The organism is Tolumonas auensis DSM 9187 (assembly GCF_000023065.1).
In the GTDB taxonomy this organism is placed as follows: Bacteria; Pseudomonadota; Gammaproteobacteria; order Enterobacterales; family Aeromonadaceae; genus Tolumonas; species Tolumonas auensis.
Map to the genome: position 1 here is coordinate 1833938 of NC_012691.1, position 21975 is coordinate 1855912.

Sequence of the window (21975 nt, forward strand, 5' to 3'; positions counted from 1 at the left end):
TCTGCCTACCCTTTCATTTTCAATTCAATGCCGGAAACGACGAGATAGACTTCGTCCGCGAAGGCGGCAAGACGCTGATTAACCCGGCCGGCAATATCCCGGAACCGGCGCACCAGCAGGTTTTCCGGCACAATGCCAAAACCGACTTCATTGGTTACGATATAGACCGGACAAGGACACTGCTGACAGCCCTCAATCAGCTGTTCGATCTGCAGATTGATCTTGTTTTCCAGCGCGACAAAATCCATCTCTTCTGCCGGAATATCGCCTGTGTTTTCAAACATCAGATTCGTGATCATCGTGGTGATGCACTCCAGCATGATGGCATCGTGCTGTGCGCCCCGTTCACGGATCACATTGCCGAGGCGGCTGAATCCCTCATGGGTCTGCCATGCCGCCGGACGGGTTTGCTGATGGATGGCAATGCGTTGCGCCATTTCGTCATCGGTCACAATGGATGTGGCAATATAGAGCACGTTATCGCCCTGCTTTGCTGCAAATTGTTCCGCCAGTCGGCTTTTACCACTGCGGGCACCACCGGTGATCAGGATCATACTGCGCTCCTGTTTTGTTGCTGTTGTTGCATAATCTTATAAATCTCTTCTATATCAATATGTTGACGCATAGCATCTGCCAGAATATCAAATTGCTGCTCTTTATATAGCTGATAGCTGAATTGTGAAAGCGGTAAAGGCGCTATCCCTTTCCCTGCCCGTAACTGATTCAGCAATGTCCGGGTGAAATCAGCGTTATCAAAGAGTCCGTGAATGTAAGTGCCTGCCGCCGAGCCCTGTTCGTTAATGGCACCGTCTTCAAACTGAAGCGCTTTTTTATTGCGGGAGGTGATGACAGTGAAAGGTCGGGTATGCTGACCACGGGTCGTTTCACCCATATGAATTTCATAGCCGATCAGCGGTAGTGATTTGCCGGGCGCAAAAAGACCCGTCACGTTAGGATGGATCTGCCCTGTTACCTGTGTCGTGATCTTGTTACGGGCGAAGACGGTTTCACAATCCAGCAGACCCAGACCATCCATTTCATCAATGCCGGATTCAACGCCATCGATCAGCCGTTTCCCCATGATCTGAAAACCGCCGCAGATCCCGATCACTGGTTTACCCTGGTTATGCTGTGCAATGATGCAGGAAGCCAGTCCGCTTTCGTTGAGATAACAGAGATCACCCAGCGTGTTTTTACTGCCCGGAACAATAATGAGATCAGGAGCCCCTAACAACTCAGGTCGGGCGACATAACGCAGCCGGACATCCGGTTGTGCTGCCAACGCATTGAAATCGGTAAAATTGGAAATATGCGGTAACTGAATAACCACGATATCAAGCGTGTTTTCTTCTTTATCGTTGGCTTTCGCCTGTTTGTATTTACCGGACTGCAGAACAACCCCGTCTTCATCTTCCAGATCGACCTGCAGATAAGGCATCACGCCCAGCACCGGCACGCCGGTCAGCTCTTCTATCTGGCGGACGCCCGGCATCAGCAGCGCAACATCACCCCGGAATTTATTGATGATGACGCCTTTAACCCGTGCCCGTTCTGATTCTGCCAGTAATGCCAGCGTACCGTAGATCGAGGCAAACACCCCGCCCCGATCAATATCGGCGACAAGGATCACCGGCGCATCAATCATCTCTGCCATGCCCATGTTGACGATATCGCGGTCACGCAGATTGATTTCCGCGGGGCTGCCGGCTCCTTCCAGTACCATGATGTCATGTTCACGGGCGAGGCTCTGATACACCTCATGGATCTGATTTTGCAGCTGCGGCTTAAACTGGTGATAACTCACGGCATCCATATCACAGAGCACTTTACCCATCAGGATCACCTGTGATTTGCGATCACTGGTTGGTTTGAGTAATACCGGGTTCATGCGGACATCCGGCGCAATACCGGCGGCTTCTGCCTGAAAAATCTGCGCCCGCCCCATTTCATCACCATTCGCGGTAATGCCGGAATTCAGTGCCATATTCTGCGATTTAAACGGGGCGCAGCGATGTCCGTCCTGCGTGAAAATCCGGCATAAACCAGCCACTAATACACTTTTACCGACATCTGAAGCCGTGCCCTGAATCATAATTGATTGACTCATAATGCCTCCCGCATGAGTGGCTGCCCGTTATGCGCAGCAAACAGTTGTTGTTCCGTTTTATAAAGCGGCATACCTAATTCGGTGTGCAATTTGACCAGCCATGGCTGAACCAGCCCGGCTTCGTGCAATACCGGGCTTTGCAGAAACACTTCCCGTTCACTGCCTTCACACCGCAAACGGCCTTGTGACAGCACATAGAGATAATCGCAAACCTGATAAATCAGATCGATATCGTGACTGGAAATCACAACCCGTTTCCCCTGTGCGACGATCCGTTCGATGATATGGATCATCTGCTGCCGTCCGGCCGGATCCAGGCCAGCCGTTGGTTCGTCGAGTAACAGGTAATCGGCATCCATCACCAGTGCCCCGGCGATAGCGACCCGTTTTTTCTGGCCATGACTTAAATACTGAATGGGTTTGTGCCGGAATGATTCCGCGTCAACGAGCGCCAGTGCCTGATTAACACGTTGCTGGATAATGTGTTCTTCCATTCCCAGATTGCGCAGGCTGAATGCGATATCACTCATGATATCGGTATAGAAAATCTGCTGATCCGGATCCTGAAATACCATGGAAATCTGTTGTCGCAGCTGGCGCAGGCTTTTTTTGTCATACTTCAGTGGCTCGCCATTCCACAGCACTTGTCCTTGCTGCGGTTTCAGTACACCCAGCAAATTCATAAACAGCGTTGATTTACCACAGCCATTCGCCCCCAGAATGCCAATGACCCTGCCGCGCGTGAAATCGAGCGAAAGATCATGCAGCACTGGTTCTCCGGCCTGATAGTGAAAAGAAAGCTGGCGGGTCGTCAGACTCATAGATGAAATTCCCCCTCAAAGAGTTTTACATCAAGCGCCGTTTCCATTTGCTGATAGCGATAAATCACCCGTTGCAGCAATAATCCCACTAACATGGCCATAGACCGATAGCTGCAGCGCAGCGAGATATAACCAAAACGCAGTGATTGCGCCTGACGAATGGCACTCGCTTCTTCAATCAGAATGAAGATAAAACGATATGTCAGCAGCATGTGTTCGATCAGAACATGCGGCAACCGGCTCATCTGCAGTAAACGGATCAGCTGGTTAAACGGCGTTGTTAAAACAAAGAGATAAGTTGCCGAGAGCGCAGCCAGACTACGCCAGAACGTATGATGTGCAGCCTGTAATCCTGCCGGATCAATACCGATGGCAAGATCGCCGATCTGCACAGAACACAACATTCTTGCTGGCTCGGTAGTAAATGAAATCAGAATGCCCAGCAAACCGACCAATAAAAAAAACAGCGGAATCGCCAGCCAGCGCAGATAACGCTGCACACTGATTTGCAGCAGATGACAGGTCAATACGGCGGTACCGGCGAGTTCAAATATCTGCACCAGCGGTGAGCCGGTTAACGCCACGACCAGCAGGATCAGGTAGAGCCAGAACTTGCGCCGGGGATCAGACTGGCACCAGCGGCTTTGATATGACAGTTTATCGATGATTAGCATGACCCGCCCGTTTTCCCCGGTAATAACCCAGAATATAAAAAATGACTGCCGAACCGATGGAGCCTTGCAAGGTAAACAATAGGCTCTCGATTTCACTGCTTGCCGGTTCGAAAAACGGTGTGAACCATGGCTGATAGTCCGGCGCCAATTGCTGAATCACCGCTTCCGCTGCACCATCAGATCCACCATAGTCACCGCCGTGGTTGATGAAAAAAGGCAAGACCGCAAGCGCAATCACCAGAGAAAGCAATAACACGGTTTTTTTCATTTCAATGCTCACTTATAGTCAGTAACTGGCGTTTAGTGAGCTGGTCGTAAACCAGCACGGTTAATAATCCTTCGGCAATCGCAATCGGGATCTGAGTCAGACAGAAAATTCCCATGAATTTGGAAACTGCCGCCCACATACCAAATTGCGGATCCGGAAAGGCTGCGCCCAGCTGAAACGCCGTGGCTATATATGTTGCTAAATCAGCCAGCATGGCGCAGAGGAAGACACAAATATCTTTGCGCAATCCGATTTTATTGGTGGTTATCCAGACCAGATATCCCACCACCGGCGCGATCACCGCCATCGACATGCCATTGGCACCCAGCGTGGTGATTCCCCCATGAGCCAGAAGCAGCGCCTGAAATAACAGCGCGATGCCACCCAGAACAGGCACGATCAGAAAACCGAACAGGATGATGGCCAGACCCACGCCGGTTGGGTGGGAACAACTTCCTGTCACAGAAGGCAGTTTCAGGGCAGAAAGGACAAAGATGAAAGCGCCGCAAAGAGCTAATAACACTTTCTGATGACTGTTCTGACTCACGATCTGTTTCAGCTGTCTGACGCCCAGAATAAGAAACGGAATAAACAGCAGCCACCATGTTAATGCCCACACTGGCGGCAGAAATCCTTCCATGATGTGCATAGCAAACGCAGTCTGCGGCACCATTGCCAGCATCAGGATGGTACTGAGACCCGCGATATGATTAGTCTTCATAGTGACTCCTTCCCGTTTCGTTCATCTCACAACGTTTGTGGTTCTGCAGCCAGCCACTGTTTATTCACCAGAATGGTGGAGAAATACGGCAATGCCACGTCATCACCGATCTCCTGCAACTGACGGAAGCATTGTTCATTGGGCAATGAAGCTTCTGACATCAGCAGCGCATTCGGAAGCAGGTGGTGACGGGCTAATAAAGCTTTGATTTGACCGAACCGGCCATACACTTTCATCATCACGATACAATCATGTTGCTGCAGGGCTTGCTCCAGTTCTGCTTCCGGCGCGGTGCAGGAAACCACCGCCATGGTCTGTTGTTCCATTGCCAGCGGGAACACCGCCCGTGATGCAATACAGGCAAACGACGTGACACCGGGGATCACTTCCAGCGGGATCCGGCCTTGCAATCGTTCCAGCAGAAAAACCCATGTGCTGAACAGCATGGCATCACCAAGCGTAATGAATCCAACCTGTTTTCCGGCGTTAACATCCTGCCGGATCTCTTCAGCCACGGTATCCCAGATGCTTTCTTTTTCATCTTCGTGGGTGCTCATCGGAAAATGACGCTCTTTAATAACGACATGGCCGGTCAGATATTCGCGGACAATCGATAACGCGAGACTGTCACCGCCTTTCCGGCCCGCCGGGGCATATAACACATCAAGATTTGCCAGCAGACGAGCCGCACGAACGGTGATCAAATCACTGCTGCCAGGGCCTGTACCAATGGCGAATAATTTACCGGACATCAGGCGGCCTCCTCGGCTTGTTCAATAACGGCTTGCAGATGATCAACAAACATCTGTTGTATCAATGGATTTTCACCTAAGCCCTGTAACCATGGCTGAGCGTCAATACCGGCTTGCTGTAACAGCGTTTTCCAAGAGTCTTCTTCGTCAGATGCCATATCATTAATGGCATGATCGCCTGCTACCAGCATCAGTGGCATCAGGTGAACTTTGCGCACAGATTCACGACGCAGGCGTTCAATTACGGACTCAATTTCCGGATAACTTTCCACCGCGCCGACCAGTGCCGGAATGTTTTGTGTCGTCAGCATATGATCAAGACAGGCGTAAGCTGAGAAGGCATGGTGTGTCGCACCGTGCCCCATAAATACAACCCGTTCATCGGGTGCAAGTTCAGGCATCTGGGCCTGCATTGCCATGATGAGCTGCTGGAAATCGTCATGACTGCTGAGCAGCGGCGCACCAATGCGCAGCCGCAAGAAACGGTCTTCATAGCTGCGGGCATGAAAAACGATTTTTTCGTATTCATCACCGTTAATGACATGCAGTGACTGAATAATCACATCCTGATAACCGGCAGCGACCAGACGGGCCAGAGCCTGCTGCGGATTATCAATATGAACGCCGTCCCGGCTGGCCAGTTTGCGGATGATCATCTGGGAGGTAAAAGCCCGGAACAGATCGCGATCCGGGTAAGCCTGTGCAATACGCTGTTCACAGGCAACAATGTTTTTTTCACATGTTTCAGGATAGCTGGTCCCGAAACTGACAATTAACAACGCTTTTTTCATAGCAAGTGCTCCCGGTTTATCCAGCGGGTTACGTAGTTTTCCAGTTCATTCAGCGAGGTGATGACCTCACCGTAGTAATCTGTTTTTGCCGAAGCTGGCCGCTCAACAACAATGCACGGAATTCCTAACGCAATGCAGGGTTCGATTTTTTGCTGATACCCGCCTTCCGCGCCGGACTCTTTGGTGATCACCACATCGGCCTGACAAAATTGATACAACGCCTGATTCAATTGCGCGGTAAAAGGACCTTTCATGGCGATGATATTTTCAACGCCTAATCCCAGTTCTTCACACTGGCCGATGACCTCAGACGTAGGCAGAACCCGCGCTAACAGCGTTTTCCCCGGTAATAAGCGAACGTAGTCAGCCAGCTCTTTACTGCCTGTCGTTAACAGGATCCGTTGTCCCAACTCACCAGCACATTTACAGGCTTCATCAATACTGGTGACCCGCGTAATCAACGGATGACTGACTGCATCAATTTCACTGGGACGCTGATAACGAAGTAACGGTATTCCCAGTGCCTGACACGCATGCTGAATATTGGCGCGCAGTGCCGTGGCATACGGATGGGCAGCATCAATCACCCATCCGATCTGTTGTCTTTGAAACCATGCCTGCATCTCTCCGGCATCCATCCGGCCGACATGGATTTGACCGGCAACATCCTGTGCCAGCACCTTCCCCACTTCACTGGCAACAGACAGGCTATAGGCGATCGCCGCCTGATCGAGCGTCCGGCAAAGCGCACGGGCATCGGAAGTGCCACCAAAGACATGAACCGTCGGCTGCATCAGACTTCGTAACCCCGTGGTGTGATCATTAATCCGTTGTGTTCGTAGGTAGACTGATTACCCACAATCACCAGACTGGTCATATCAACCGGTTCAAAGTCCATGTCACCTAAGGTGGTGATCCATTTTTCCTGTTTCTTGCGGCTGGCTGATTTCACGATCCCCACTGGAGTGGTTCCCGCCTTGTAAGGCGCCATCAACTCAAAGGCACGTTCCAGATGATCGGCACGACCTCGACTGCGCGGGTTATAGAAGCAAATGACAAAATCAGCCTGTGCGGCCGCAATAATGCGTTTTTCGATGACTTCCCACGGGGTCAGCAGGTCACTGAGGCTGATATGACAAAAATCATGCATCAGCGGAGCGCCGAGCAATGAGGCAGCCGCGATACTGGCGGTCATACCCGGAATAAGACGGACTTCCAGATCGATATTCTGTTTGGTGACCAGTTCCAGAATCAGACCGGCCATGCCGTAAATACCGGCATCACCACTGCTGATCAGAGCGACTTTTTTGCCGGTTTGCGCCAGTTCAATCGCCGCCAGACAGCGTTCGATTTCCTTGCACATGCCGGTTTTGATCACTTCCTTGCCGACAGTCAGTGCTTTGACCAGATGGGTATAGGTTTTGTAACCAACGATGACTTCAGCGTCTTTAATGGCATCCAGTGCCTCGATGGTCATCATGGCCTGACTGCCGGGACCGATCCCGATTACATATAGCATCAGTGAGAAACTCCTAAGGTAATAGTCACCCCTTGCTGACGCAGCGTGTCACCAACCAGGTGACCATCACTCATCAACCAGGCAACGGGCTGCGATACCGACCCGACGCCTATGGTTTGACGGACAAAATCTGAAGAAGGAAATAAGTGTTCGTGCTGACGCAGTTCATTCACGCTGTAAAGCTCAAAAGGAACACGGCAACATGCGGATAAATGTTTTAAAGCAGCTTCGTCTTCTTTGATAACAACACTGCCAATTGCCCGTAATGCCAACGGATCCAGCTGATATTTGGCTAATTGCTGCTGCAGTAAACTGAGTAATAACTGAAATGAGGTAGCACGCCGGCAACCGATACCGGCAACGATGCGGCGCGGCACTAATTTAAAAACAGGAATAGCCAGCTCAGGCAGTGTTTCCCGTAAACTGACGCAAATCAGCGCGGAAAGATCAGGCGGCAGATCAGTCAGCGAATTCACGGTGATAAACCCCCGTGTATCGTAACGTTCGCTCTGCCAGCGTCCTTCGGTATCCGGCAATGAGTCGTGATCCCAGAAAAGCCCTACTTTCTGATCACTCACCAGCATCTGATTGACGATTTTCACCGATTGCCGGAAATCATACATATCTGCATCCAGCTGCACGGCCAGTGTGTCCAGTGCGGACAGCTGATTAACATCCGTAGCGGTCGTGATCACCGGGTCAGCGCCTAATACGCCCGCCAGATAGCGCGTCAGTTCATTGGCACCACCGACATGGCCGGATAAAAGGCTGATCACATGCTGACCATGTTCGTCGATCACGACTACTGCCGGGTCAGAGAGTTTGTCTTTCAATAGCGGCGCAATGACTCTGACGGTTAATCCGGTTGCACCGATCACCACAAGCGCGGTATGCGTGGTAAATGCCTGCGCAGCCGTCGCGGCAAATGATCCGGAAAAGGCGACAAAACCGTCTTCCTGCAGTTTTTCACTGCAATAACAGGTCAGCGGCAAATGCTGCTTCAGTCTTTTCGCCAGACGCAAACCGCCCGGCGTCAGACAGAACACCGCGATGGATTCAGGCTTGACGGTATTCATGACTGAATCCGGCGTCATAGAGTTTGGAATAGTGGTATTCGTCGCCTAAGAATGCACCCACCAGAATCAATGCCGTTTTATGAATACCCGCCGTTGTGACTTGCGCTGCGATGTCAGCCAGAGTCCCCCTCACGACCTGACAATCCGGCCAGGTGGCTTTGTAAACTACCGCGACAGGTGTCGATACCGGGTAACCGCCGTTAACGAGTCGTTCCACTACCTCACCAATTTCCTGAACTGACAGGAAAATGGCCATAGAGGTCTGATGCGCAGCAAACGATTCCAGTGATTCGCGTTCCGGTGTCGGTGTGCGCCCGGACATACGGGTAATCACCAGACTTTGCGAAATTTCCGGCACGGTATACTCAACACCCAGCTCGGACGCCGCGCCCAGGAAGGAGCTGACGCCCGGTACAGAACAAAAACCAATCCCCAGTTTGCCCAGTTCTTCCCCTTGCTCACGGATGGAGCCATATAAGGAAAGATCGCCGGTCTGCAGACGAACCACCAGTTTCCCGGTATGCACGCCGGTCGCCATGAGATCGATGATCTCGCCCAGATTCAGGCTGGCACTGTCATGGCACGCAGCGCCTTTCTTGCAGTAATGCAGCAGATCTTTATTGATCAGCGAACCGGCATAGATGATTACATCCGCCTGGCTGAGCAGGTTATACCCCTTCAGCGTAATCAATTCCGGATCGCCCGGGCCTGCACCAACAAAATAAACAAGAGACGGATCAAAAGTCGCAGGCATGTATTGCCTCCTTTTTACAGGAAATAATGAAAGTCGGATTATTTGGTTTGAAATAGAAACCGTTGCCTAATGTGGTCATTTGAGAGATCTGCAATTGGGTACATTCCAGTTCTGCGACAGCACATTTTTTCAGGTGTGTTAATGCGGTATTCAGGTTATCCAGCAGAATGAAACTGAGGACCAGCCGTCCGGTTTTGGTCAACCGTGTTAACGCCCAGTCGATGATGTCAGTCAGATTGCCGCCACTGCCGCCAATAAAAATCGCGTCGGCCTGAATATCCAGCGGGCAAGGCGCTTCTGCTGCTATGATTTTTACTTTCTGACAATCAAAGCGCTGCCGGTTTTCTTCAATCAACCGTAACGCTGACGGATTTTTTTCAATGGCGATTACATGTAATTCCGGATGACGGATCGCCGCTTCCAGAGCCACGCTGCCAGTACCGGCACCGACATCAATCAATGTGGTGGCCTGCCGGAGATTGAGCCGTTCCAATACCATCAGACGGACTTCTTCTTTCGTCATCGGCACCTGTTCACCACGCAAAAATTCAGCATCTTTCATTCAGGATCACCACTACATTCATGTCGTATTGTTGTCTGACCTGATCCGGTTTCAGCAGATGGATCTGTTCATTGGGATAAGAGAGGTTTTCACCAATCACCAGACTCCGGTTTAGCCCCCGGCGCCGGATTTCCTGCGCGATCTGAAACGGGCCAATTTCCCGATCCGTCACCATGGCGACTTTGTCGTGCTGAAAAATGAAATCGAAATCAGGCTGTTTGCCATGACTGCTGGTGAGATAAAGGTCATTCATGTCCAGCCCGATCCGGGCGAACAGATATTGCACGGCACTGATGCCGGAAATGATTTGTCGCTGTTCGACCGGCAACTGCTCGGCAAGTCGTTTGCCGATACCAAAAATTAACGGATCGCCGGAAGCCAGCACCACCACATTCCGCTGCGCATTGGCTTTCAGCCAGATCAGCAGTTTGTCCAGATCGGCATCAAGAACATGCGTTTCCCCATGAAAATCAGGGAATCCGGACAACATGCGCGGCCAGCCAACCAGAACATCCGCCTTTGCTATCAGATCGGTCGCAACTTGTGTCCGGTACATCGGATCGCCCGGGCCCATCCCCACCACGGTAATCATCGCAGAGCCTCCACAATGTCAGTGATCGGACGGTTACTGCCCAGCGGCTGGTTATCGAGCGAAAACAGAATGGCATCACATTGGAATGGTTGCGGAGAGTAACGCAGCATCTGATTGATACGTTCACAAATGCGGGTAGCGATGGTGTTATAAACTTCCTGATAACCCTGCGCTTCAATCAGTTCCATTGCGGCTTCAGTGGTATTGCAGGCATAGATCGCCTGCAGTAATGAATTCGGCGCACCCAGCAGCGCTAGATGCGTGATCAGCGTTTCCATCCGGCCATCCGCAATATGGCTGTGCGTATGGAAAATACCGGCAGCGACTTTGATGAGTTTGCCAAGGTGCCCTATCAGCACCACATGCCGGAATGCCAGCCGCTCCGCTTCCTGCAGCATATAACCGACAAAGTTACTCATCGTCACAACCAGTTCACTGTCGAGCTGCATCTGTTCACGGACAAAACGTTCGCCATGATTACCGGGCACAAGAATGATTTTTTCCATGCCCTGCGCACGTTTCTGTTCCAGTTCCAGCGCCAGAGAGCGCTTCCAGCTCTCTTCTGACATCGGTGTGACAATACCTGTCGTACCGATAATCGAGATGCCGCCTTCAATACCAAGCCGGCCGTTATAGGTACGTTGTGCCCGCTCTTCACCTTCCGGTGCAAAGATGGTGATATCGGCGCCCCGTTCAGGACCGAGCACTTCACGTACTGCGGCTTCGATGGTCTGCAGCGGTGTTTTGTTGATAGCAGCGTTGCCAACCGGCAGGCCAATCCCCTTGCGGGTGACTTTACCAACCCCGGTGCCACCGGAAATCGTGATAGTGGCATCATTCCGTAATACCACCTGCGCGTAGATCAGCATGCCATGCGTGGCATCGACGTCATCACCGCCATCTTTGCGGATCGCCGCAGATGCCTGCAAACCATGGATCAACGGTTCTTCGACATTCAGCTGCAATGTCACGCCGGATGGCGTCACGATGGAGACCTGATGTATCACCTGCTGACGAAGGATCATCAGCGTCGCAACTTTGGCAGCCGCGGTGGCACAGGAACCCGTGGTATAGCCTTTGCGGTAGGATTTGCCCTTATGCCAGACTTTGTCATCGGCCAGTGCAATATTCATTGCGCCTCCCGCAGATGATAGAGAATGGCATTCACTATCGCGGCAGCAACATTACTGCCACCTTTTCGGCCTAATGCTGCAATGTAAGGCAGCTGACTTTCAGTCAGTGCCTGTTTGGATTCGGCGGCTCCGACAAAGCCGACCGGCACACCAACCACTGGACAGCGTTGTTCCGGTTGTTGCTGACAAATTTCGAGTAAACGGAATAAAGCCGTCGGCGCATTACCAAAGACGAATAATTTGGCACCGGGTGTTTGCATGGCGAGATCGACAGCAGCCATCGAGCGTGTAATACCATTTTCTTTGGCTACTTCAGCCACCGAAGGATGCGCGACATAACACTGAATATCACACCCCATCGCCTTGAGCTGGGTTTTGTTAATGCCCGATAACGCCATAGTCGTGTCGGTAAAAATCGTACAGCCCTGTTTCAGCGCGCTAATAATGGCATCGAGTGCATCGTGCGAGAACGTCAGAATATCCAGCCAGTCAAAATCAGCCGTGGTATGAATGGCACGCTTGATGATTTTTTCCTGCAATGGATCGGCAAACCGGTATTCCGGACGTTCTTCTGAAATGATCCCGGAAATAATTTCAAAGCTGTGCTGTTCGATCAGTTGCGGCTGTTTAATGTAATCCATGCGTTAAATACCTCGTTCAACAGCGTAATAAACGACAGAAAAGAACAGCAGTGCGATCAGAGACGCCACCATCATCAGTCGAATCGTTAATTTGATATCAGAGCGGGTAATGGCGCGGTGTTCATCGCCAATCCAGGGTTTTTCCACCAGTTCCCCGAAATAGACATTCGGACCACCAAGACGCACACCGAGTGCACCGGCGACCGTCGCCTCAGACCAGGCACAGTTCGGACTTTTATGCTGATAGCGATCCCGCCAGCCGATGCGCAGCGCCTGAACAACATTGAGTCGCAGAAATGCCGCTGCCAGCGTAAAGAACAGCCAGCTCAAACGGGCAGGAATAAAATTTGCCAGATCGTCGATGCGGGCAGACACACAGCCAATCGCGCGGTATTTATCGTTTTTGTAGCCGACCATCGAATCCAGGGTATTGATGGCTTTATACGCCATCGCCAGCGGGACACCGCCGATGAACAGATAAAACAGCGGTGCAATCACGCCATCGACGGTATTTTCCGCCACGGTTTCCACCACGGCGCGGGTGATTTGAGTTTCATTCAGCTGGGAGGTATCCCGTCCGACGATATAGGAAAGCTGACAGCGACTATCTTCAATCGAACCTGACTCCAGCGCCCGGTAAACATCCATTGCCGCATCACTCAGGCAACGACCCGCCAGAATGGTGTAAGCCAGCCAGAGCTCTGCAGCCCGGCCCAGCCAGACATTCACAGAACTTAACGATGTGATGACACCCCAAGTAACCAGCCAGGTAAGCCCCACCACCGACAGCCACAACACACCGCCGCCAACATACAGTGCCCGCTCACTACGGCATACCTTCCGGATCCCTTTTTGAACCAGCGAAATCCAGTTACCAATCCAGCGGATTGGATGTGGCCAGTTCTGCGGATCACCGATAATCAGATCGAGGATGAAGGCGACGCTATAAATCGCAAGAGTCATTTCACTGCCCTCGCAATTTCAAACCAGCGCAACAACATGGCCGGGTTTTGCAGAAAATGCACATGAAGGTAACTCGCCAGCGTGTTCCCGGATTGATAACCACCATACCAGTGGCTCATTTCCACCCCATCCCGCTCTTTAGAAAAACGAAATACCGTTGGCAGATCGGTGTGAAAATCGGAGTAATGAAATTCATGACCACGAATAACATCGCCAGTTTTCGCCAACAAAGTGGCTTGTTCTGCTCTGGCCTGGCAATAACCAAAGCGTTTGAGTGATGTCGTCATTCTGCTTTCACCGGGGAAGATGCCAGCCATCGGATAGGAATCGCCGGATGCCGTGGTTAATGACCCTCCCAGATACATCAAGCCACCACACTCGGCATAAATCGGCACACCACGCTGATGTGCCTGTTGCACGGAAGCCAGCATGGATGAATTCTGAGACAAGGTTGCGGCGTGAATTTCAGGGTAGCCGCCCCCGAGGTAAATCAGGTCACAAGCAGGAACCACTGCATCGCGTAACGGGCTAAAACGGACAATCTCTATCCCTGCCGCTTCGAGTAATTCGATATTGTCCTGATAATAAAAGTTGAACGCTTCGTCTTCCGCCAGTGCGAGTTTTAATCCGCTTCCGACACCAATCAGTGAATCCGGTGCTAACGACTCAGGTTTTTCCGGTAAATCAGGTATTTCTGCAATTTCAGCCAAACGATCCAGATCGATATGTTGTTCGATAGCATCGGCCAGTAGATCCCATTTCAGATCAAGCTCAGCCTGTTCATGTGCCGTCACCAATCCTAAATGCCGGGAAGGTAAATTGATTTCTTTAATGACGGGAACGCGGCCTAACACCGGAATATGGCAGTACAACTCAATCGCATCTTTTAGCATTGCGAAGTGCGAATCTGAATTGACGTTATTGAGGATCACACCTGCGATTTGAACGCTCGGTTCGAAGAGCTTAAACCCGAGAACTGTCGCAGCGGCAGAAGTAGAAACCGCTTTGCCATCGACAATCAAAATGACCGGACAACCCAACTGTCTGGCCATGCCTGCACTGCTGCAGTAAAGCGGATCAACACCAAAACCATCAAATAACCCCATCACCCCTTCGATGATGGCAATATCGGCTTTCGATGCGTGATAGTGAAAGAGTCGCGCAATCGCAGACTCCGGCAACATAAACGCATCCAGATTACGGGATGCAACACCCGTCACCTGCGTGTGCCAGCCGGTATCAATATAATCCGGCCCTACCTTAAATGGCTGAACGCGCAAACCCCGGCGGGCATAAGCACGCAACAAACCCAACGTTATCGTTGTTTTGCCACTACCACTGCTTGTTCCACCAATCAAAAACGCTTTCATACCATCCTGCTATACAAAAAAATCCCGGCTTGCCGGCCGGGAAGTATGGTTGTCATAAGCAGGTGTCACCGCTGTGTGAGCAACAGCGATGCATATGCTGACAACCCACTTCCCACCGAAGGAGTTGAAGCTGTTGTATCCGTGTCGGTCTTCTGGCTTAGCGTCATCCTTCTCTGCCCTTCCCAATCCAAGAGATCAGTGGTTATACAGAGTCGTCAGCATCACAGCAGCGGGGGCTGCGGAGGATTCACACCTCCTTCCCGGACGATAAATCGTCATACACGTCTACCGAAAATCTGGCTATTACATGATTAGTAACGGCGTCCTTTGAATATCATTGATAAACCGAGAGTTTATCCTGTTAAAAACACTATACCCTCAGCCAGATCAAAAAAATGGCTGTCTTTACCGTTAGAACAGTAAATTTTTGGCGAATTACAATAATTTATTGCGCTGTCATATGCCGGATCACCGTCATATCAGGCTTTACCGGTCATTTATCAGATTTCACTAAATATGAATTTCTGGCGATTTACTGCAATCTGAAAATGTTAAACAGCACACAAATGCCGTAAAAAAACCGGGTATTAAAACCCGGTCAATGAATCAAGAAACACGGTGTTAACTAGCGAGGCCATCACTCACTAATGTATCCCGGTACATTTGCGGAGTGACTTGAAACGTTTGCCGGAAAACCTTGCAAAAATAGCTGGTTTGAGAAAAACCCAGATTTTTCGCAATACTGGCTATCGACCAGTCGCTGTATTGCAGCATCTGTTTCGCATTATTCATCCGCTGCTGCGTTACATAGGCATTAAAACCGATGCCCAGCTGCTTTTTAAATAACTTGCTGAAATAGTAAGGGCTCAGATAGATATGAGCTGCGACATCCTCCAGCCGCAGATCTTCAGAGAAATGCGTATCAATATAACGCAGTGCCTTTTTTATCTTCGCATCATAGGCCGCAACCGGTTTTGACCTTTCCGGCTCCGATGATGCAGTATCATTGATCACAATAAAATTCAGGTGCTTTTTGATGCAATTGTCGACAATCAGTTTCAGCAGATCGGCCGATGCAATTATTTTAGAATAATCCACCAGGGGAATATTCTCGTATTCCTTCATCAGTTCATGGTCTGTTTGCCATTCCTGATCCACTTTCTGGATATTATCCATTGAAACGTCATTACTGACACGCACCTGCCCGCATAACACAAACCCCACCAGATGACCGGCAATCACCATAGGAATGGAAAAATCAGTCAGCCCGGCATGACAACGATAGATACAGGGCTTGTTGTCTTTCGATGCCTCCAGTCCGCCGCAGCGATCACTCATCTTGCAACGCAGGTAATGTTCCGGATCTTGCCGCATCTTCTGGCAAAACAACGTAAAGTTGAAACGTTCGGAGATCTCTTCACCGTGGATGTTAACAACAACAACAGCTAAACCCGTAGCGTGGGCAAAATCCAACGCTATTTTATTGATGAGATCTGAGTCTAAAGAACTAACAGAAGTCATGACAAAACTCTCAGCTGTATTTAGTTATATTTATTGTCATTCAAAATGCATGAGCTGGTATGGATAATCCGGCCATTCATTCTGAACGAATAAAATTTCATCAAAGGACATTTTTACCATATTTGGTTCTCAGGAAAGGTGATCATTCAGACAATAATCATTAAAAAACCAGGCAGTCTGATATTCAGAACGCCTGGTTGCTTGCGGGAGTTTGATCTGGATTAATTTTTACAACTCTTCTGCTTTTTCAGTTTCAACTTTTTCAGTTTCAATATTACACGCATTACATGGCAGATTTTTACCGATCAGCATGCGATAACAGGCAGCACCACCACAGGCACCAATAATCGGCGCCACAATCGGTACAATGAAATATGGAATATCGCGGGCGCCGGTAAACGATACTTCACCGAACCCAGCCAGGAAGGTAAATAATTTTGGTCCGAAGTCACGGGCCGGGTTCATCGCAAATCCGGTTAATGGTGCAGTAGCTGCGCCGATAACCGCGACCAGAATACCGATTAACAAGGGAGCTAACGGACCACGAGGCACGCCGTTGCCATCATCGGTTAATGCCATGATCAGACACATCAGAATCGATGTGATAATGATTTCGACCAGTGATGCCTGGATTAATGAAATAGAGGGGTGTGGATAGGTACTGAAAATGCTGGTGAGATACAGGCTCTCTGGCGTTCCTGGCACCATATTGTGCGCCACCTCATAATCGATGAACAAATTGTAATAGAGCACGTAACATACCAAGGCACCACCAAACGCCCCGGCTACCTGTGAGATAATGTAAGGAGCCACTTTTTTGCCATCAAAACAAGCAAATAGCCATAATGCAATCGTGACCGCCGGGTTAAGATGCGCCCCCGATATCGCCGCAGTCAGATAGACAGCCAGTGCAATACCCAGTCCCCATACAATACAAATTTCCCATAAGCCGAAGCTTGCACCTGCCAGCTTAACGGCACTCAAACAGCTGGCACCGAAGAAGATGAACAGGCCGGTTCCCATGAACTCGGCGATACATTGCGCTTTTAATGAATCATTCATATCTATACCCTGGTCCGTTGTTTTAAGTGATTGTTGGGCTGACACCCGAATCGTGTCACATTCACTATATCCGGCAGGTTGGCAAAATAATTGGCATGTTGGTTTTTACCAACAGCAAAAAGTCGTGATGGTATAGCAAAAAATTGCCATCTTTCTTTTTGAATTTTCAATATTCTTATTTCAGTACAACTGGTTATAAAAATTGGTCAGATGTGAATTTCTGGTTATTTTCAACCTTCAATATTGCTACAGCGCTCTCAGATTTATAAATCATCACATTGTTTATTTTTTTACCTTCATTGATTTGCCAGTTTTTCAGAAATTTTGTCCGGATTTTCTTGTTTTGTTTTTCTTTACTATCCAAGCGCGCAACGCAATTAACACAACCATTATTTCATGTCATCTGCTTTTTTCTGTTTCTGCATTATCAATTCCTGAAAAATTAATATCCCTCCGTTTTTGGCAATGCCTTGATATTCAAGCATCCACTGCCATTTCATGACAATTTTTTAATATGCATGGTTAATTTTTTCCCTGTTAAAACAGTTAAGACAGCCATTCTTTTTTATCGCTTCTTCGTATATTCGCTCTGCAGCTCTCCCAGAGATTAAGTCGAGGTATCACATGCAACAAGAAGCGTTAGGTATGGTCGAAACCCGTGGGTTAACCGCGGCGATTGAGGCCGCAGACACCATGGTTAAGTCCGCCAATGTCGTGTTGGTGGGTTACGAAAAAATTGGTTCCGGTCTGGTGACCGTGATTGTTCGGGGCGATGTCGGTGCCGTGAAAGCCGCCACCGATGCAGGTGCATCCGCCGCAGCCAATGTTGGCGAAGTTGTAGCAACGCACGTTATTCCTCGCCCTCACACTGATGTTGAAAAAATCCTTCCAAAAGGAATTAGCCAATGAGTCAGGACAACCTGGTCGAACAAATCATGGCTCAGGTGATGGCGAAAGTCAGCGATCAAACTGCGGCTACCGCTCCGCAAACAACACAACGAGGCAAAACAATGGCTGAAAAATCCTGCAGCTTAACTGAGTTCGTAGGCACTGCGATTGGTGACACGATAGGACTAGTTATCGCGAACGTTGATCAACAACTGCTCGACGCAATGAAACTGGAAAAACGTTATCGCTCTATCGGCATTTTAGGTGCACGCACCGGTGCTGGCCCACACATCATGGCCGCCGATGAAGCAGTGAAAGGCACTAACACCGAAGTAGTGAGCATCGAGCTGCCACGCGACACCAAAGGTGGTGCGGGCCACGGCTCGTTGATCGTGTTCGGTGGTGAAGACGTTTCTGACGTGAAACGTGCCGTCGAAGTGGCACTGAAAGAATTGGATCGCACCTTCGGCGATGTTTACGCCAATGAAGCCGGTCATATCGAATTGCAATACAGCGCCCGCGCCAGTTATGCGCTGGAAAAAGCCTTCGGCGCCCCACTCGGCAAAGCCTGTGGCGTGATCGTTGGTGCACCAGCTTCTGTGGGTGTGCTGATGGCAGACACCGCAGTGAAATCCGCCAATGTCGATGTCGTGGCTTACAGCTCGCCGGCACATGGTACCAGCTTTAGCAACGAAGTCATTCTGATCGTCTCTGGTGATTCTGGCGCTGTGCGTCAGGCGGTGATCTCTGCCCGCGAAATCGGCAAGACCCTGCTCAGTGCACTGGGTGACGAACCAACCAATACCCGTCCTTCCTACATCTGAGTACGCGACTGAGGTTTTGACATGAGATCGAAAAGATTTGAAGCACTGGCGAAACGCCCTGTGAATCAGGACGGCTTCGTCAAAGAGTGGGTGGAAGAAGGCTTCATCGCCATGGAAAGCCCAAACGACCCGAAACCGTCGATCAAGATCGTGAACGGTGAAGTCGTTGAGCTGGACAGCAAACCCAAAGCAGAGTTTGACCTGATTGACCATTTCATCGCCCGTTACGGTATCAACCTGAAACGTGCAGAAGAAGTCATGGCGATGGATTCCAAAAAACTCGCCAATATGCTGTGCGATCCGAACGTATCGCGCAAAGACATCATCCCGCTGACCACTGCGATGACACCCGCCAAAATCGTGGAAGTCATGACCCACATGAACGTGGTGGAAATGATGATGTCGATGCAGAAAATGCGCGCCCGTCGCACCCCATCACAACAGGCTCACGTTACTAACGTGCGTGATAACCCAGTGCAGATCGCCGCCGACGCGGCCGAAGGTGCATATCGCGGCTTCGATGAACAGGAAACCACCGTAGCGGTTGCCCGTTATGCACCGTTCAATGCGATTGCGCTGCTGGTAGGTTCACAAGTCGGTCGCCCTGGCGTGTTAACTCAATGTTCGCTGGAAGAAGCCACCGAGCTGAAACTTGGGATGCTGGGTCACACCTGTTATGCCGAAACCATTTCAGTGTACGGCACTGAACCGGTATTCACCGATGGTGACGACACGCCATGGTCAAAAGGCTTCCTCGCCTCTTCCTATGCGTCACGCGGGCTGAAAATGCGTTTCACTTCTGGCTCAGGTTCTGAAGTGCAGATGGGCTATGCCGAAGGCAAATCCATGCTGTATCTGGAAGCGCGTTGTATCTACATCACCAAAGCAGCGGGCGTTCAGGGTCTGCAAAACGGTTCCGTAAGTTGCATCGGCGTACCTTCTGCTGTGCCATCAGGCATTCGTGCGGTACTGGCGGAAAACCTGATCTGCTCTTCCATTGATTTGGAATGTGCGTCCAGTAACGACCAGACCTTCACCCACTCGGATATGCGTCGTACTGCGCGTCTGCTGATGCAGTTCCTGCCGGGTACTGACTTCATTTCATCCGGTTATTCTGCGGTGCCGAACTACGACAACATGTTCGCTGGTTCCAACGAAGATGCAGAAGACTTCGATGACTACAACGTGCTGCAACGTGACTTGAAAGTCGACGGTGGTCTGCGCCCTGTGCGTGAAGAAGATGTGGTTGCCGTTCGCAATAAAGCAGCCCGCGCACTGCAAGCCGTGTTTTCCGGCATGGGTTTACCAGCGATTACCGACGAGGAAGTGACGGCGGCAACCTACGCTCACGGCTCGAAAGACATGCCTGAACGCAACATTGTGGAAGATCTGAAAGCCGCGCAGGAAATCATCGAGCACAACCGCACCGGTCTGGAAGTGGTGAAAGCGTTGGCACAAGGCGGTTTTGCCGATATCGCGCAAGACATGCTCAACATCCAGAAAGCCAAGATCTCCGGTGATTACCTGCATACCTCCGCCATCATCGTCGGCGACAACCAAGTGCTGTCGGCAGTGAATGATGTGAATGACTATGCTGGCCCCGGCACTGGTTATCGTCTGGAAGGCGCTCGTTGGGAAGAGATCAAAAACATCCCGAATGCGCTTGACCCTAACGAATTGGGATAAGGAAGACGTGTCATGGTTGATATTAACGAAAAGCTATTGCGTCAAATCATTGAAGAAGTACTGCAAGGCATGCAGTCACAAGACAAAAGCGTTTCCTTCAAACAAACCGCAGCAGCACCCGCATCTGGTGAGTGCTTTCTGAAGGAAGTAGGTGAAGCCAAATCAGGCACTGGTCGTGATGAAGTTGTCATCGCCGTGGGCCCTGCTTTTGGCCTGTCACAGACCGCAAATATGGTTGGTGTTTCCCACAAAAACATCCTGCGTGAAGTGATCGCCGGCATCGAAGAAGAGGGCTTAAAAGCACGCGTGATCCGCTGCTTTAAATCTTCTGACGTGGCGTTTGTGGCAGTGGAAGGCAACCGTTTGAGCGGCTCTGGCATCTCGATTGGTATTCAATCGAAAGGCACCACAGTCATTCACCAGCGTGGATTACCACCGCTTTCCAACCTGGAGCTGTTCCCGCAAGCACCGCTGATCACGCTGGAGACCTACCGCCAGATCGGCAAAAACGCGGCGAAATATGCCAAGGGCGAATCACCACAACCGGTGCCAACACTGAACGATCAGATGGCACGTCCGAAATATCAGGCCAAATCAGCGGTGCTGCATATCAAGGAAACCAAACATGTGGTGATCGGTAAGAACGCGCAGGAATTACAGGTCGCACTTTAATAAAGGAAATGACAATGAATTCAGAAGCTATTGAATCCATGGTGCGTGATGTGCTGAGCAAAATGAACAGCCTGCAAGGTGCATCGCCTGTGGTTTCAGCGCCAACCGCCTCAAAAAGCGGTGCGACAGTAAACGATTATCCACTGGCCAATAAACATCCTGACTGGGTGAAAACATCGACCAATAAAACACTCGATGACATCACGTTGGAAAATGTACTAAGCGACAAGATCTCTGCTCAAGACATGCGTATTACGCCTGAAATATTACGTATTCAGGCTGATATTGCCCGCAGCGCAGGTCGAGACCTTTTGGCTCTGAACTTTGAACGTGCTGCCGAACTGACTGCGGTGCCGGATGAGCGCGTGCTGGAGATTTATAACGCGCTGCGTCCTTACCGTTCGTCAAAAGACGAGTTGCTCACCATCGCGAACGAACTGGAACAGAAGTACAACGCAAAAATCTGTGCCGGATTTGTCCGTGAAGCGGCTGAACTCTACTTGTCGCGTAAAAAACTCAAAGGCGATGATTAAATCTTTAGCGTGCTTATACCCAAACCAATTGAAATTGCAGGTAGG

General features: G+C 50.4%; 25 protein-coding genes and 1 riboswitch. Of the genes, 5 read left to right on the top strand and 20 right to left on the bottom strand.

Going from position 1 to position 21975, the window contains the following annotated elements; all coding sequences use genetic code 11:
• Positions 1–5 precede the first annotated feature (5 nt).
• From cobU to TOLA_RS08560, 20 genes are all read right to left on the bottom strand, one after another.
• On the bottom strand, positions 6–554 hold the full coding sequence (gene cobU, locus TOLA_RS08465) for a bifunctional adenosylcobinamide kinase/adenosylcobinamide-phosphate guanylyltransferase (RefSeq protein WP_015878745.1): 549 nt from the start codon (positions 552–554) through the stop codon (positions 6–8).
• Positions 551–2107 (bottom strand): cobyric acid synthase, encoded by a 1557-nt coding sequence (locus tag TOLA_RS08470; protein WP_015878746.1) that lies wholly within the window; start codon positions 2105–2107, stop codon positions 551–553. The genes cobU and TOLA_RS08470 overlap by 4 nt, the downstream gene beginning before the upstream one ends.
• Positions 2104–2928, bottom strand: a complete 825-nt coding sequence (locus TOLA_RS08475) for an ATP-binding cassette domain-containing protein (RefSeq protein ID WP_015878747.1) — start codon at positions 2926–2928, stop codon at positions 2104–2106. Before TOLA_RS08475 ends, TOLA_RS08470 begins: the two co-directional genes overlap by 4 nt.
• Positions 2925–3602: an energy-coupling factor ABC transporter transmembrane protein gene (locus TOLA_RS08480; protein ID WP_015878748.1), complete on the bottom strand. Its 678-nt coding sequence runs from the start codon at positions 3600–3602 to the stop codon at positions 2925–2927. The genes TOLA_RS08475 and TOLA_RS08480 overlap by 4 nt, the downstream gene beginning before the upstream one ends.
• Positions 3586–3870, bottom strand: coding sequence for an energy-coupling factor ABC transporter substrate-binding protein (locus tag TOLA_RS08485; RefSeq protein ID WP_015878749.1), 285 nt, complete (start codon positions 3868–3870; stop codon positions 3586–3588). The genes TOLA_RS08480 and TOLA_RS08485 overlap by 17 nt, the downstream gene beginning before the upstream one ends.
• Before the next feature lies 1 nt (position 3871).
• Positions 3872–4591 carry an energy-coupling factor ABC transporter permease gene (locus TOLA_RS08490; RefSeq protein ID WP_015878750.1) on the bottom strand — a complete coding sequence of 240 codons (720 nt, stop codon included), beginning with the start codon at positions 4589–4591 and terminating at the stop codon, positions 3872–3874.
• Positions 4592–4617: 26 nt separating this feature from the next.
• Positions 4618–5343, bottom strand: a complete 726-nt coding sequence (locus tag TOLA_RS08495) for a cobalt-factor II C(20)-methyltransferase (RefSeq protein ID WP_015878751.1) — start codon at positions 5341–5343, stop codon at positions 4618–4620.
• Complete coding sequence (cbiK, locus tag TOLA_RS08500) at positions 5343–6134, bottom strand: sirohydrochlorin cobaltochelatase (RefSeq protein WP_015878752.1); 792 nt, start codon at positions 6132–6134, stop codon at positions 5343–5345. Before cbiK ends, TOLA_RS08495 begins: the two co-directional genes overlap by 1 nt.
• Positions 6131–6928, bottom strand: coding sequence for a cobalt-precorrin-6A reductase (locus tag TOLA_RS08505; protein WP_015878753.1), 798 nt, complete (start codon positions 6926–6928; stop codon positions 6131–6133). The genes cbiK and TOLA_RS08505 overlap by 4 nt, the downstream gene beginning before the upstream one ends.
• Positions 6928–7653, bottom strand: coding sequence for a precorrin-3B C(17)-methyltransferase (locus TOLA_RS08510; RefSeq protein WP_015878754.1), 726 nt, complete (start codon positions 7651–7653; stop codon positions 6928–6930). The genes TOLA_RS08505 and TOLA_RS08510 overlap by 1 nt, the downstream gene beginning before the upstream one ends.
• Positions 7653–8729: a cobalt-precorrin 5A hydrolase gene (gene cbiG, locus TOLA_RS08515; RefSeq protein ID WP_015878755.1), complete on the bottom strand. Its 1077-nt coding sequence runs from the start codon at positions 8727–8729 to the stop codon at positions 7653–7655. Before cbiG ends, TOLA_RS08510 begins: the two co-directional genes overlap by 1 nt.
• Positions 8710–9483 carry a cobalt-precorrin-4 methyltransferase gene (locus TOLA_RS08520; RefSeq protein WP_015878756.1) on the bottom strand — a complete coding sequence of 258 codons (774 nt, stop codon included), beginning with the start codon at positions 9481–9483 and terminating at the stop codon, positions 8710–8712. The genes cbiG and TOLA_RS08520 overlap by 20 nt, the downstream gene beginning before the upstream one ends.
• Positions 9467–10045, bottom strand: a complete 579-nt coding sequence (locus tag TOLA_RS08525; protein WP_015878757.1) for a decarboxylating cobalt-precorrin-6B (C(15))-methyltransferase — start codon at positions 10043–10045, stop codon at positions 9467–9469. Before TOLA_RS08525 ends, TOLA_RS08520 begins: the two co-directional genes overlap by 17 nt.
• Entirely contained in the window at positions 10032–10637 is a 606-nt protein-coding gene (locus tag TOLA_RS08530; RefSeq protein ID WP_015878758.1) for a cobalt-precorrin-7 (C(5))-methyltransferase, read from the bottom strand. Before TOLA_RS08530 ends, TOLA_RS08525 begins: the two co-directional genes overlap by 14 nt.
• Positions 10634–11770: a cobalt-precorrin-5B (C(1))-methyltransferase CbiD gene (gene cbiD, locus TOLA_RS08535; protein WP_015878759.1), complete on the bottom strand. Its 1137-nt coding sequence runs from the start codon at positions 11768–11770 to the stop codon at positions 10634–10636. The genes TOLA_RS08530 and cbiD overlap by 4 nt, the downstream gene beginning before the upstream one ends.
• Positions 11767–12411: a cobalt-precorrin-8 methylmutase gene (locus tag TOLA_RS16665; RefSeq protein ID WP_015878760.1), complete on the bottom strand. Its 645-nt coding sequence runs from the start codon at positions 12409–12411 to the stop codon at positions 11767–11769. Before TOLA_RS16665 ends, cbiD begins: the two co-directional genes overlap by 4 nt.
• 3 nt (positions 12412–12414) lie before the next feature.
• Positions 12415–13374 (bottom strand): adenosylcobinamide-phosphate synthase CbiB, encoded by a 960-nt coding sequence (cbiB, locus tag TOLA_RS16670; protein ID WP_015878761.1) that lies wholly within the window; start codon positions 13372–13374, stop codon positions 12415–12417.
• The gene (locus TOLA_RS08550) at positions 13371–14744 is read right to left on the bottom strand and encodes a cobyrinic acid a,c-diamide synthase CobB (protein WP_015878762.1); all 1374 of its coding nucleotides are present in this window, start codon (positions 14742–14744) and stop codon (positions 13371–13373) included. The genes cbiB and TOLA_RS08550 overlap by 4 nt, the downstream gene beginning before the upstream one ends.
• 125 nt (positions 14745–14869) lie before the next feature.
• A riboswitch (cobalamin riboswitch) is annotated at positions 14870–15044 on the bottom strand.
• Positions 15045–15365: 321 nt separating this feature from the next.
• Entirely contained in the window at positions 15366–16265 is a 900-nt protein-coding gene (gene pocR / locus TOLA_RS08555) for a transcriptional regulator PocR (RefSeq protein WP_015878763.1), read from the bottom strand.
• A 228-nt stretch (positions 16266–16493) separates the two neighbouring features.
• Positions 16494–17327 (bottom strand): MIP/aquaporin family protein, encoded by an 834-nt coding sequence (locus TOLA_RS08560; RefSeq protein WP_015878764.1) that lies wholly within the window; start codon positions 17325–17327, stop codon positions 16494–16496.
• Positions 17328–17951: 624 nt separating this feature from the next.
• On the opposite strand from TOLA_RS08560, the gene pduA reads away from it, so the two are divergent.
• From pduA to pduE, 5 genes are read left to right on the top strand one after another with little or no spacing between them, the layout of a single operon-like run.
• Positions 17952–18236, top strand: a complete 285-nt coding sequence (gene pduA / locus TOLA_RS08565) for a propanediol utilization microcompartment protein PduA (protein WP_015878765.1) — start codon at positions 17952–17954, stop codon at positions 18234–18236.
• Positions 18233–19039: a propanediol utilization microcompartment protein PduB gene (gene pduB / locus TOLA_RS08570; protein WP_015878766.1), complete on the top strand. Its 807-nt coding sequence runs from the start codon at positions 18233–18235 to the stop codon at positions 19037–19039. The genes pduA and pduB overlap by 4 nt, the downstream gene beginning before the upstream one ends.
• A gap of 21 nt (positions 19040–19060) precedes the next feature.
• Positions 19061–20725: a propanediol dehydratase large subunit PduC gene (gene pduC / locus TOLA_RS08575; RefSeq protein WP_015878767.1), complete on the top strand. Its 1665-nt coding sequence runs from the start codon at positions 19061–19063 to the stop codon at positions 20723–20725.
• A 12-nt stretch (positions 20726–20737) separates the two neighbouring features.
• Complete coding sequence (locus TOLA_RS08580; protein ID WP_015878768.1) at positions 20738–21397, top strand: propanediol/glycerol family dehydratase medium subunit; 660 nt, start codon at positions 20738–20740, stop codon at positions 21395–21397.
• Positions 21398–21411: 14 nt separating this feature from the next.
• Positions 21412–21930 (top strand): propanediol dehydratase small subunit PduE, encoded by a 519-nt coding sequence (pduE, locus tag TOLA_RS08585; protein WP_015878769.1) that lies wholly within the window; start codon positions 21412–21414, stop codon positions 21928–21930.
• Positions 21931–21975 lie beyond the last annotated feature (45 nt).